Source organism: Rhodopseudomonas sp. NSM (assembly GCF_052445935.1).
Classification (GTDB): domain Bacteria; phylum Pseudomonadota; class Alphaproteobacteria; order Rhizobiales; family Xanthobacteraceae; genus Rhodopseudomonas.
Map to the genome: position 1 here is coordinate 125,015 of NZ_JBQTCH010000010.1, position 13,024 is coordinate 138,038.

Sequence of the window (13,024 nt, forward strand, 5' to 3'; positions counted from 1 at the left end):
TGGAGGCAGGAGGTAGAGCATGATCGATTTTTCGGGACGCATAGCGCTGGTGACTGGTGCCGGCCGGGGGTTGGGCTTGGCCTATGCCGCGCAACTCGCCGCGCGAGGGGCGACAGTCGTCGTTCAAGACACCGGGACGGGATGTGACGGCAATGGTGTCGATGCAACAATCGCTGAAGCGGCGGCGGCTCGACTCGTGGCTAGTGGCGGTAAGGCGATCGCCGAGCCGCGGCCTATCGCGACACGTACGGAATGCCACGACCTGGTCGCCAGGATCATCAAGGAGCATGGCCACCTCGATATGCTGATCCACAATGCCGGATGGGTCGGTTATCAGGCGATCGACGATCTGGACCCCGATTTCCACGACCGCATGGTCCGGTTGGGCATCGACACGCCCCTATGGCTGGCTCAGGCGGCGTGGCCGTTCATGCGCGAGAACAGGTTCGGTCGCATCCTGCTCACGACGTCGGACAGGGCGATCTACCCAGCTTACGCGCAAGGTGGGCTGGTTTCCTACGCGGCCGCGAAGATGGGGGCGATCGGGATCGTCAATATCCTTTCGCATGAGGGGCAGGCCCACGGGATAGCGGTGAACGCCATCTCACCCGTCGCGAAGACACGGATGTGGGGTGTCGAGGGAGACCCTGACGAGTTGCTTCCCGATGCTGTCGCCCCCGGTGCCCTCTACCTAGTGTCGCCCGAATGCCTCGCGAGCGGGTGGATACTGCGAGCCGCAAATGGCCAGTTCGTGGCAACAAGGGCGCAGGATGCCAGCAGCGTCTCCTATCCGCGCGACTTGGCCGCGATAAACGCCGCAACACCCGAAGACGTCGCGGCTTGTTGGTCACGGATCGCCATCGATGCGCCAGAACAGCGCCGCGATCCGGTGAGCAGTGCCGCTGCGGCTTTCGTCGGCATGGCGGTGCTGGGCGAGTGCCCCCTGTGGAGCGAGTCGACCGGCAATTTGTTATGGGTCGACACTGAGGGACGCACGCTGAACCGCTTCGACCCCGTCACCGGCCGAAATGCGACGACCGGCATGCCCGATGCGGTCGGCATGATCGCCGAGCACAAGGACGGCACGCTCCTGGCCGCGCTCGGATGTGATCTAGCGATCGTCGGAGATGATGGCGCACTGCGACGTTACGCGACTGCTCCGCACGGCGGCCCCGATTACCGCCTCAATGACGGTCGGCTGGACGATCAAGGCCGATTGTGGATCGGGTTGATGAGCAAGGACCTGCAGGCCGGGTCCGGTATCCTCTATCGCCTTGACCCGGACGGCACTTGGCATGTGATGGATGACGGCTTTAGGCTCATCAATGGACTCGACTGGAGTCCGGATCGGCGGACGCTGTACGTCACCGACTCGCGGATCCCGGTCATCCATGCCTATGACTACGATCCGGCAGCAGGTTCCATAGGCAACCGTCGGCCGTTCGCTACCTTTGGTCCCGACGACGGCTTCCCGGATGGCCTCCTTGTCGATGATGAGGGGGCGATATGGAGTACGCTGTTCGATGCTGGAGCAATTCAGCGGATCGAGCCCAACGGGGCTTTTGGGCGCCGGGTCCAGCTGCCAGTGTCGCGACCGACAAGTTGTTGTTTCTCAGCCGATCGTAAAACGTTGTATATTACTACCGCTCGGCTGGGCTTGGCAGACAAGGAGTTGGAGCGGCAGCCGCTCGCGGGTTCCTTACTGGCCGTCGGTTTGGCTGAACCGACAGCAGCATGCCAAGGACTAGACTAACCCGATCTGACCGTTCGAGGGTTGTCATAAACCTTCGTGCTGTCCCTGTTAGAAAACCGCGCGGTGCCTTGAGAGGTCAAGATGCGGCGTTAGAGGGCTATAACGTAGACGTAGTGCTCATCTTCATCGGGCGTGGCCCGCCAGTTTTCAGATACTCCGCCGGATCACAGGTCTGAAGAACCTACGAGCATTTGCGCTTCCGGCCTGTGCGAGTGCGCCAGTCGAGGTCTGTGTTCCGCAACGCATCCCGTCGAGTAGTCCGCTGCGCCCGCGCCTCGGAGGGATGACGGCGATTCAGCAAGCGGTGCTGAGTCGGCGGTTCGAATTGCGGTCCGGTGGGGGCTGCCTGCATCGCCGCCGCCGCCGCGACGGGGATTCCGTCCGGCAGTCGGCCGGGTCGTTCGAAGTAAGCGAGCCTCCCCGGGCAGCACAAACAAGGCAAAGTGTTTCAGAACGCTCCATCAGCGACGCTCCATGCGACACCGGGTCGCCGCACCGATCGGGGGACAACCGGCCGCGAGCCGCCGAGTGCCGTTATAGCGGTCGGGTCGAACGCACCGCTTCGTCGATGGTTGCCCCCGGCTCGGCGGCCGGGTGAAGCTGGTCCGGGCCATCCACGGTCGATGCCGGGTGAAAGCACCCGCCCAACAGAAGGAGCGCAGATGATCGAGCGGTTTCGCCGAAACGTCCTGACCGGACTGCTGACGATCGTGCCGCTCTTGATCACCGTCTGGGTCGTCGGATTCGTGCTCGAGCAGATCACCCGGCTTGGGCGCCCCCTGGTGCTCGGGCTCTCCCGCGGCGTACAGCCCTACGCTCCCGACATCGCCGATCTGCTCACGCGCAACTGGTTTCAGTCGCTGCTGGCGGTCGTCATCGTCCTGGGTGCGCTGTTCGTCATCGGCGCGGCCACCAACATGATGGTCGGACGACGCTACATCCAGATTCTCGATCGGCTGATCACGCGGGTGCCGCTGGTGAAGACGATCTACGGGGCGACCCGGACGTTGATCGATTCGGTGCAGCGCGGCCCGCCGGGGGGCAACGGCCAGCGGGTCGTGCTGATCGAGTTTCCGAGTCCTGAGATGCGTGCGGTGGGGTTCGTCACCGCCGTGTTCGAGGCGATCGACACCGGCGAGGAACTCGCGGCGGTCTATGTGCCGACCACGCCCAATCCGACCTCGGGCTATGTCGAAATCGTGCCGACCCGACGGCTTGTCTGGCTCGACTGGAGCGCCAACGACGCGATGGCTTTCATCGTGTCGGGCGGCACGATGACGCCGGGCGGGGTGAGGATGAACCCGGAGGCGACCGCATCTTCGTCGGGGCCGGCAGGGGATGATCCGGTCGTGAGACCGGCGCTGCCGCGTTGATTCCAGATCGGCATTGGCGATGACGACAGCTCTGCGGCGTCCTGACGCAATGCCAGGAGCTGCATAAGACCCGCCGCGTCGTAAACAAGCGGGATGCCCTGTTATATCTCGCAGCCGGCAGATTCGCCGATCGGAGCATGTTTTATGAAAGTCGCGGTATTCAACACCAAACCCTACGATCGGCAGTTTCTGGCTGCGGCCAATACCAAGGACGGGGACAGGCACGAGCTGCGCTTTCTCGAGCCGCGGCTCGGGCTGGACACCGCGCAACTGAGCGGAGATGCCGATGCGATCTGCGCTTTCGTCAATGACGGGCTCGACCGATCCATTCTGGAAAGGCTGAAGGCCAACGGCGTTCGACTGGTGGCGTTGCGCTGCGCCGGCTTCAACAATGTGGACCTGTTGGCGGCGCGCGATCTCGAGATCACGGTGGCGCGGGTGCCGGCCTATTCGCCTTCGGCCGTGGCGGAGCACACGGTCGCGCTGATCCTGTCCCTCAATCGGAGAATTCATCGCGCCCATGCGCGCGTGCGCGAAGGCAATTTCGCGCTGGATGGATTGCTCGGATTCGATCTCAGGGGACGGAGCATCGGAATCGTCGGCACCGGCAACATCGGTCTGTGCCTGGCCGGGATCATGACGGGATTCGGCTGTCGCGTGCTGGGCTTCGATCCCCGGCCCAATCCTGCCTTCGAGGCGCTCGGGGGACGTCTCGTCGGCCTGGAAGAACTGCTGTCGGAGTCCGACATCGTCTCGCTGCATTGCCCGCTGACCCCGGACACCCGGCACATGATCGACGAGACCTCGATCGCCATGATGAAGCCGGGCGTGATGCTGATCAATACCGGGCGCGGGGCGCTCATCGATACGCGGGCGGTGATCCAGGGATTGAAGACCAAGAAGATCGGCTTTCTCGGGCTCGACGTCTATGAGGAGGAAAGCGACCTGTTCTTCGAGAACCTGTCCGGGCAGATCATTCAGGACGACGATTTCGCGCGATTGCTGACATTCCCCAACGTTCTGATCACCGGTCACCAGGCCTTCTTCACGCAGGAGGCCCTGATGGAAATCGCCGAGACGACGATCCGGAACATCTCCCAGTTCGAACTGACCGGACAAGCGGCACATCCCATCTCGCTGGAATTGCGTGTCTGACACGTGGCCGAACTGCTCGCGCTGCTTCCGATCCTGATCCTGCTGGTCTGCATGATCGGACTGGGCTGGACCGCGGCCCGTTCGGGCATGATCAGCGCCGCCGCGGGCCTCGCCGTCGCAGCGTGGGCCTTCCAGCCCGCGCCCGGTCTGATGTCGGTTGCAGGCCCTCTGGCGGAAGCGGCTTTCACCGCGGCGACGATTCTGTGGATCATCTTTCCGGCGCTTGCGCTGCACGAATTCCAGATGCGCTCCGGGGCCTCGGACCGGATCGGCAGCTGGCTCGTCTCGATTTCGGACAAGCGCGAAGTGCTCGCGCTGCTGCTGGCCTGGTTCTTCGCATTGCTGCTGGAAGGCGCGGCCGGGTTCGGCACGCCGGTGGCGCTGGTGGCTCCGATGCTGGTGACGCTCGGCTTCTCGCCGGAGCGATCATTGCTGCTCGCGCTGATCGGCCACGCGGCCGGGGTCTCGTTCGGCGCTGTCGGCACGCCGATGCTGCCGCTGCTGCAGGTCCTCGCGGTCGATCCGAAGCTCCTGTCCGGCACCATCATGCTGATGCACGCCGCACTCGGCTGGATGCTGGCGCTGGTGGTGTTTCGACTGGCTGCGCCGGTCAGCGGCGGCGCGACCTGGTTCGCCGTGCCGACGGCGGCGGCGTTGTTTCTGCTGCCGGCGCTGGCGCTCGCGTGGCTGAGCGGTCCTGAACTTCCCACCCTGGGCGGCGCCCTGATCGGCCTGCTGCTGTTCATCGCCGTGGCGAAGTGGCGATGGTCGACGGGCAGCCGCTCCGCCTCGGCCGCAAACCATGGCGTGCTTTCTGCGATCCTGCCCTATGGGCTGGTACTCGTTGCGATCCTGGCCACACGAACGGTGCCATCGTTGGCCGCCTGGTTGCAGTCGTTCGCCTGGGAGTGGTCGCTCGGAGACCGCTTCGCCGGCTCGGTCAAGCCGCTCTATCATCCCGGCACGATGCTGATGCTCGCCCTTGCTGTTGCCGCCGTGGCGAGCCGGCGCAACCGCGCGGTGATCCTGCCGTCGCTGTCCAGCGCGGCCTTGCGCCTGCCGTCGGTGGCGCTCGCTCTGGTTTCGGTTCTGATGCTGGCGCGGATCATGGTTCACAGCGGGATGATCGACACCCTGGCGACCGCCGCCGCGGGACTTCTTGGGTCCGCATGGCCCGCGGCTGTGCCGATGGTCGGCGCGCTGGGGTCCTTCGTGACCGGATCGGCGACCGCCTCCAACGTGCTGTTTGCGGGGTTTCAGGTGGCCGCCGCAGAGGCCGTCGGATTTGCACCGATGCTGGCGCTGGCCGGCCAGAGCTTCGGCGCCGCGATCGGCAATGTTATCGCTCCACACAATATCGTCGCCGGGGCTGCGACGGTCGGGCTGATAGGTCGCGAAGGCGCCGTTCTCAAACGGACCCTGCCGGTCTGCCTCGTCTACGCGCTGCTGGGTGGCGGATTGTTGTCGGCATTCGCGAGCCTCCGGTAGAGCGGCCGAATCGCGCAGCGACTAATCGATACGCCGGCGGACGCCGGCTTCGTCGAGATCGGCTACAAGGCGTTCCAGATCGGACAGGCATTCCTGTCGGGACAGCGATCAAAGGACGACGACGCGTTTTCCCACCGCGCTGCGCGCGGCCAGCCCCTCGATCGCGATGCCGCCTTGTTCCAGCGGGAAATGCGCGGTCACGCCCGACGAGAGCAGGCCCTGTCCGTACCAGCGTTCCAGCTCGGCCTTGTTGGCGCGCAGCGCCCCCGGCTGCGTCAGCGAGAAGGTGCGCCAGTTGACGCCGAGCACGTCGCAATTCTTCAGCAGCGGCAGGTTGAGCGGCAGCGCCGGAATGCCCGCGGTGAATCCGAGCACGACGTAGCGGCCGCCATCGGCGGCGCAGCGGATCGCCGTCTCGGCGAGCCAGCCGCCGACCGGATCGATCACCACGTCGGCGCCCTTGCCCAATGCGGCTTTCAGGCGCTCGCCGATCTCTTTTCGATCCGATGGCGCGCTCGCGGGATAAAGCACGCCATCCGCGGCGCCGTGATCGCGCGCGAAGGCCAGCTTCTCCTCGGACGAGGCCGCCGCAATGACGCGGGCGCCCATGATGCGGGCGACCTGGACGGCGGCGATGCCGACGCCGCCGCCGGCGCCGAGAACGAGCACGGTCTCGCCGGGTTGCAACCCGGCGCGGTTGCGCAGCGCGTAGAGCGCCGTTTCGAAGGTGAACTGCATCACCGCGGCATCGACGAACGACATGCCGTCGGGGATCGGCGCGCAGCGGACGACGTCCACCGCCACCGCCTCGACCATGCCGCCGGTGCCGATTCGCGCGGCGACGCGATCGCCGATGCGGAAGTCGGTGACGCCCTCGCCCAGCGCCGTCACCACGCCGGCGATCTCCGCGCCCGGCGCGAACGGCCGCGGCGTCTTCACCTGATACAGATCCTGGATCATCAGCAGATCCGGATAGTTCACGCCGCAGGCCTTCACCGCAATCAGCAATTGTCCCGGCCCCGCGACCGGTTCCGGAACATCCAGCAGCCGCAGCGTGTCCGGTCCTCCCGGCTCGCAACTCATCAACGCGCGCATGGCTTCGGGTCTCCTCGTTCGCTCTCCTGCCGGCATGGCGGCCCGGAACGGGAGCCGCAATGACCGGATCGACCGTTCGGGTTGGCACTCCACGTCAGCACGGCGCTGGCGGCGGGGCGCCCGCGCCGCTATCCTGCCCGCCATGCCGGACATCTCCCAACGCCGAGGCCGACCGCGCGGCGCCGCATCGTCGCGCTCCGCGATCGACACCGGCTATGTCGGCCTGATCCTCAGCGGCGCGCGCGAAGCCGGGCTCGACATCGACAGCCTGCTGGCGCGGGCCGGCATTCGCCCGGGAGAACTGGAGCAGCCCGGCGCACGGCTGCCGCAGGATCAGTTCGCACGGATGATCTCGCTGCTGACGCGGGCGACGGGCGACGAATTGTGGCTGCTCGGCAGCCGCCCGATCAAGCCCGGCACGTTCCGTATGATGTGCCGGCTGCTGATCCATTGCGCCAATCTGCGCGAGGCGATCCGCATCGGCTGCCAGTTCTATCATCTGGTGGTGGACGATTTCGTCGTTCGTCTCGCCGAGGGCGAGCACGATGCGTCGGTCTACGTCACCGACAATTTCGATCAGCCGAAGCGCCGGCGGATGGTCAACGGCGCGATCCTGCTGTTCACCTACGGGCTGATGTGCTGGCTGGTCGGGCGCCGGCTGCCGCTGATCACCGTGCATTACGTGTTTCCCGAAGAGCCGTTCAGCTCGGAACTCGAGCCGGTGTATCGCGCGCCGATGCTGTTCGATCAGCCGCGCACCGAGATCCGGTTCGACGCCGAACTGCTGGATCTTCCGATCATGCCCGACGAGCAGCGGCTGCGGCGGTTCCTGGCGTCGATGCCGAGCGCGCTGCTGGTGCGCTATCGCGACGACGCCAGCGTCGCCGAGCGCGTCCGCGGCATCCTGCGCCGCAATCCGAAGCGGCCGCTGTCGCTCGAAGACGTCGCCGGCATGCTGGCGATGTCGCCACAAACCTTGCGCCGGCGCCTGCTCGACGAGGAGCAACGCGGCTTTCAGGAGATCAAGGACCAGGTGCGGCGCGACATCGCCACCCACATGCTGAAGAAGTCGCGATTGCCGCTGGAGGAGGTGGCGCTGTCGCTCGGCTTCTCCGAACTCAGCACCTTCCACCGCGCGTTCCGGCGCTGGACCGGCCTCGCGCCCGGCGAATTCCGCGAGCGCCACGCCCGGTCATTCGTCACCCGGTAGGATTTCGCCAACCGAAATGGCGCGCACGGTCATTCAGCCCGGCCGCGCCAGAACCGATACTCGCCGCGAAATGGCCGACCTGATAACGGCCCGCGGGGAAGAAATGCCGATCTTGAATCAATGGGCCGAGCTCAGTCCCGACAAGGTTGCCGCACGGATTGCGTTCTCGGACGAGGCGATCACCTATCGCGAGCTCGATCGTCGCGCCAATGCGGTCACGCAGTTGCTGATGTGGATGGGGCTGTCCGCCGGCGACGGCATCGCGATCCTGCTCGACAATGATCTGCGCTATTTCGAGCTGCTGTGGGGCGCGCGACGGCATGGTCTGTACTACACGCCCGTCAGCACGCATCTGAAGCCCGAGGAGGCGGCCTTCATCGTCCGCGACAGCGGCGCCAAGGTGCTGTTCGTGGGGGCGCGGTTCACCGAGGTCGTGACCGCGCTGGCCGGCGAACCGCACGGCTGCACGATCTTCACGATCGGCGACGATGTCCGCGGCGGCCTCGACTACATCAAGGAACTGGCGAAGTTCGACCGCATGATCGAGCTTCCGGACGGCCCGGTCGGCAAGGACTTCTTCTATTCGTCGGGTACCACGGGCCGGCCCAAGGGCATCAAGCAGCCGCTGTTCTCCAACCTTCGTCAGGCCCAGGCGTCGGGCGACTGGGTGCGCGAGAATTTCGGATTCGACGACGACACGGTGTATCTGTCGCCGGCGCCTCTGTATCACGGCGCGCCGCTGCGGTTCACGATGCGCACGCTGGAGAGCGGCGGCACCGCGGTGGTGATGACGAAATTCGCGGCCGAGCCGGCGCTGGCCGCGATCGAGCGCTATCGCGTCACCCACAGCCAGTGGGTGCCGACGATGTTCTTCCGCCTGCTCGGGTTGCCCAAGGACGTTCGCGCCCGCGCCGACCTGTCCTCGCATCGCTGTGCCATTCACGCCGCCGCACCCTGTCCGCCCGAACTGAAGGAGCAGATGATCGCGTGGTGGGGGCCGATCGTGTGGGAGTACTACGCGGGTTCCGAGCGCAACGGCGCCACCTGCATCTCGACCGCCGACTGGCTGACGCATCGCGGCTCGGTGGGGCGGGCCTGCGTCGGGGCCATCCACATCCTCGACGAAGACCAGAACGAACTCGGCGCCGGCGAGATCGGCGACGTGTATTTCGACGGGCCGCAATTCGTCTATCACAACGATCCCGAGAAGACCGCGCGGTCCCGCGACCCGCGCGGCTGGTCGACGATCGGCGACGTCGGCTATCTCGATGCCGACGGCTTCCTCTATCTCACCGACCGCCGCTCGCACATGATCATCTCGGGGGGCGTCAACATCTATCCGGCGGAGATCGAGAACTGCCTGGCGCTGAACCCGCTGGTGGCCGACGTCGCGGTGTTCGGCATTCCCAATCCGGAATATGGCGAGGAGGTCAAGGCGGTGGTGCAGCTCAAGGACCCGTCGCGCGCCGCGCCGGCGTTGGCGCAGGAGCTGATGGCGTTCTGCCGTGAGCATCTGTCGCATGTGAAATGCCCGCGCTCGATCGACTTCGAACCCGAGTTGCCGCGCCAGGAGAACGGCAAGCTGTTCAAGCATTTGCTCAAACGGCGCTACCTCCAGCCGGCCTGATCCGCCTCTCCACCCACCACCGACAGGACAACATCATGAAGAAGCTGATCGCAGCGGCTTGTGCCGCCGCATGCATCGTTGCGTCTCCATCCGCGCGAGCGGAGACGAAAACGTACGGCCCCGGCGTCACCGACACCGAGGTGAAGATCGGCCAGACCATGCCGTATAGCGGCCCGGCGTCGAGCTTCGCGGCGATCGGCCGGGCGATGACGGCCTATTTCGAGAAGCTCAACGCCGAGGGTGGCGTCAACGGCCGCAAGATCAACCTGATCTCGCTCGACGACGGCTACAGCCCGTCGAAGGCGGTCGAGCAGACCCGGCGGCTGGTCGAGAGCGACGAGGTGCTGGCGATCGTCGGCACCTTCGGCTCGCCGACCAATTTCGCGATCCAGAAATATCTCAACGTCAAGAAGGTCCCGGGCCTGTTTCTCGGCACCGGCGCGAATCGCGTGTCCGAGCCCAAGACCTATCCATGGTCGATGGGCTGGCAGCCGAACAATCATGCCAAGGGCGTGATCTACGCCAAATATCTGCTCGCGGAACGCCCGAACGCGAAGGTCGCGGTGCTGTATCAGAACGACGATTTCGGTCGCGACTATGCGAAAGGCTTCCGCGACGGCCTCGGCGACAAGGCCGACGCCATGATCGTCAAGGAGCTCAGCTACGAGATCACCGAGCCGACGGCCGATTCCCAGATCCTGATACTGAAGGCCACCGGAGCCGACGTTTTCCTGAACATCTCGACGCCGAAATTCTCCGCGCAGGCGATCAAGAAGATGGCCGAGACCAAGTGGGAGGCGCTGCACATGCTGAGTGACGCCGCCGGCTCGATCTCGAGCACGCTGGTGCCGGCGGGGCTGGAGAACTCCAAGGGCGTGATCACGGTCGCGTTCCGCAAAGATCCGAACGACCCGGCCTGGGCCGACGATCCCGGCATGAAGCAGTATCTCGCGTTCATGAAGCAGTACATGCCGAACTCCGACCCGTCCGAGACCTACTACGTGTTCGGCTATGCCACCGCGCAGACCTTCGAGCACGTGCTGAAGGCCTGCGGCGACGACCTCAGCCGCGAGAATCTGATGAAGCAGGCCGCGAACATCAAGGATCTGGAGCTGCCGATGCTGCTGCCCGGCATCAGACTGAACACCAGCCCGACCCACTTTACACCGATGAGCCAGGAGCAGTTGATGCAGTTCGACGGAACCAGGTGGAAGCCGATCGGCGTGGTGATCGACGCCGAGAAGTAAGTCCGGCCCGAGCTTCGGCAAAATAAAACGCCCGGCGAAAGCCGGGCGTTTTTCATTGGGCGGAAGATGCGTCGGCTATTCGGTCATGCTGGCGCGCAGCACTTCGCGGGCGATCGTCATCTTCATCACTTCGGTGGTGCCTTCGGCGACCTGCGCGATCCGGCTCTGGAAGTAGAGCTGGCCGAACCGGCTCTCCTGCAGCACGCCGAGCCCGCCATGGATCTGGATCGCCCGGTCGATCACCCGGCAGGCGGCGAGCGGTGCGAAACACTTCACCATCGCCGCCTCCTTGCGTGCGTCGAGCCCGCGATCGAGCATCCAGGCGGTCTTGTAGACCATCAGCCGCGACTGCTCGAGATCCATCTCCGACTCGGCCAGCATCCACTGGATCGCCTGCCGTTCGGACAGCGGCTTGCCGAAGGTCTCGCGTTCCCGCGCGCGCTTGGCGGCCTGATTCTGCGCCCACCGCGCCGTGCCGGTGAGGCGGGCGCCGATCACGGTGCGGTTGCGGTTGAGCTGATCCATCATGTAGCGGAAGCCCATCCCCTCGGCGCCGAGGATGTTCTTCGCCGGCACGACGCAATCCTTGTACTGATAGTCGCAGCTGCGGCCCAGATAGGTGCCGGGCGCCATCGTGGTGTATTCGCGCAGCACCGACACGCCGGGATTAGGATAGTCCACCAGGAACAGGCTGATGCCCTCATAGCCTTTGCCGGGATCGGTGACGGCGTAGCAGAGCAGATATTTCGGCGTGATGCCCGGATGGTTCGGCGGCGGCGCCCAGCGCTTGATGCCGTTGATCACGTAGTTGTCGCCGTCCCGCACCGCGGTGGTCTCGATGCCGGCGGCGTCGGAGCCGGCGCCGGGTTCCGAAATGTTGATGTGGTAGAACTTGTCGTCCTTCAGGATCGGGTAGAGATACGCCTCCTTCTGCCATTCCGGCGCGACGTAGAGCGCCGGATGCGGATCGAGGAATCCCGACCAGGTCGCGAGCAGCCCGTGCATCACCGGGGATTTGACGATCTCCTCGTACACCAGGCATTTGGCGATGGTGCCGAGCCCCTGGCCGCCGGCGTCCTTCGGCACCGCGAGGCCGCGAAAGCCGTATTCGCGAAACTTGCGCACCACGCCCATGAAGACGTCGTGCGGGACGGCGTAATCGTCCGTCCCCCATTGACCCTCGAGCGGCCTGCAGACCTCCTCGACGAAGGCGGCGGCGCGCGCCTTGATCTCCTGCTGCTCCTTGGAAAGTTCAAAATCCACGTGCGATCTCCAGCCGGTTCTGACGGAGCCGACCGTAGATAGGGTGGATGGGGGAGCGACATGGCGCCGGAAGTCAATCTCGTTGGCCGATTGATCCAGGGCGCCGGGGCAATCGAGGCGCTGCCGGACCGTGCGGGGGCATCGTCGGCCGGACGGGCGCGCCGCTCGATCACGCCATCGGCGGCCAGCCCCGCATCGCCATGTCGGCGAGCTTGCGGAGCTGCTCGCGCGTCGCGCCGCCGGCGGCCTGCACAGCCATGCCTTGCAGAATGGCGGAGACATAGCGCGCCAGATCGCCGGCATCGGCCTCGGCGGGCAGGTCGCCATCGGCGATCGCGCGGGCAAGGCGGTCGCGCAGATCCTGTTCGCCCTTGGCGCGGCGCGCTGCGAGCTCCTGCTTGATGGTCTCGGTGGCCTCGCCGCAGCACAGCGCGCCTTGCACGGCAAGGCAGCCGGGATTGCTCGGATCGGTCATCGCATCGACCGCGCCATAGAGGATGTGGTCGACCACGTCGCGTGCGGTCGGCTTCTGCAGGCCGGCCTGATAGTAGCCGCCGGGGCCGTCGACGTAGCGATCCAGCGCCTTGCGGAACAGATCTTCCTTGTTGCCGAACGCCGCATACAGGCTCGGCCTGGTGATGCCCATCGCCTCGGTCAGGTCGGACATCGACGTGCCCTCGTAACCCTTGCGCCAGAACACGTGCAAAGCGAGGTCCAGCGCCGCATCGACGTCGAATTCGCGGGGTCGTCCGATAACCATGTTGGCGCCTCCGGAGATTTCTACTGATCGGTAGATAAGTCCCTTGACAGGGG

The 13,024-nt window shown here is 65.5% G+C and carries 10 protein-coding genes; 7 read left to right on the forward strand and 3 right to left on the reverse strand.

Annotation, left to right across the window (positions count from 1 at the left end; all coding sequences use genetic code 11):
• Window positions 1–19 precede the first annotated feature (19 nt).
• The 4 genes from ACTZWT_RS22155 (at window position 20) to ACTZWT_RS22170 (ending at window position 5,769) form a co-directional block, all read left to right on the forward strand.
• On the forward strand, window positions 20–1,753 hold the full coding sequence (locus ACTZWT_RS22155; RefSeq protein ID WP_444771835.1) for an SDR family NAD(P)-dependent oxidoreductase: 1,734 nt from the start codon (window positions 20–22) through the stop codon (window positions 1,751–1,753).
• 662 nt (window positions 1,754–2,415) lie between these two features.
• Window positions 2,416–3,126: a DUF502 domain-containing protein gene (locus ACTZWT_RS22160; protein ID WP_444771836.1), complete on the forward strand. Its 711-nt coding sequence runs from the start codon at window positions 2,416–2,418 to the stop codon at window positions 3,124–3,126.
• A gap of 144 nt (window positions 3,127–3,270) precedes the next feature.
• A complete protein-coding gene (locus ACTZWT_RS22165) occupies window positions 3,271–4,281 on the forward strand; it encodes a 2-hydroxyacid dehydrogenase (RefSeq protein WP_444771837.1) in 1,011 nt (336 codons plus the stop codon).
• A gap of 3 nt (window positions 4,282–4,284) precedes the next feature.
• Entirely contained in the window at window positions 4,285–5,769 is a 1,485-nt protein-coding gene (locus tag ACTZWT_RS22170) for an L-lactate permease (RefSeq protein WP_444771838.1), read from the forward strand.
• Window positions 5,770–5,877: 108 nt separating this feature from the next.
• Here the strand turns inward: ACTZWT_RS22170 and ACTZWT_RS22175 are convergent, their stop codons facing one another.
• Window positions 5,878–6,864, reverse strand: a complete 987-nt coding sequence (locus ACTZWT_RS22175) for an NADPH:quinone oxidoreductase family protein (protein ID WP_444771839.1) — start codon at window positions 6,862–6,864, stop codon at window positions 5,878–5,880.
• Window positions 6,865–7,006: 142 nt separating this feature from the next.
• Between ACTZWT_RS22175 and ACTZWT_RS22180 the strand changes: the two genes are divergently transcribed.
• The 3 genes from ACTZWT_RS22180 (at window position 7,007) to ACTZWT_RS22190 (ending at window position 10,948) form a co-directional block, all read left to right on the forward strand.
• Entirely contained in the window at window positions 7,007–8,074 is a 1,068-nt protein-coding gene (locus ACTZWT_RS22180) for an AraC family transcriptional regulator (RefSeq protein ID WP_444771840.1), read from the forward strand.
• Between the two features lie 103 nt (window positions 8,075–8,177).
• Complete coding sequence (locus tag ACTZWT_RS22185; RefSeq protein ID WP_444771841.1) at window positions 8,178–9,701, forward strand: acyl-CoA synthetase; 1,524 nt, start codon at window positions 8,178–8,180, stop codon at window positions 9,699–9,701.
• Between the two features lie 35 nt (window positions 9,702–9,736).
• Entirely contained in the window at window positions 9,737–10,948 is a 1,212-nt protein-coding gene (locus ACTZWT_RS22190; protein WP_444771842.1) for an ABC transporter substrate-binding protein, read from the forward strand.
• Between the two features lie 75 nt (window positions 10,949–11,023).
• On the opposite strand, the gene ACTZWT_RS22195 is transcribed toward ACTZWT_RS22190, so the two are convergent.
• Both ACTZWT_RS22195 and ACTZWT_RS22200 read right to left on the reverse strand, forming a co-directional pair.
• Window positions 11,024–12,211, reverse strand: a complete 1,188-nt coding sequence (locus tag ACTZWT_RS22195) for an acyl-CoA dehydrogenase family protein (RefSeq protein WP_444771843.1) — start codon at window positions 12,209–12,211, stop codon at window positions 11,024–11,026.
• Window positions 12,212–12,380: 169 nt separating this feature from the next.
• The gene (locus ACTZWT_RS22200; protein WP_444771844.1) at window positions 12,381–12,971 is read right to left on the reverse strand and encodes a TetR/AcrR family transcriptional regulator; all 591 of its coding nucleotides are present in this window, start codon (window positions 12,969–12,971) and stop codon (window positions 12,381–12,383) included.
• Window positions 12,972–13,024: the final 53 nt, after the last annotated feature.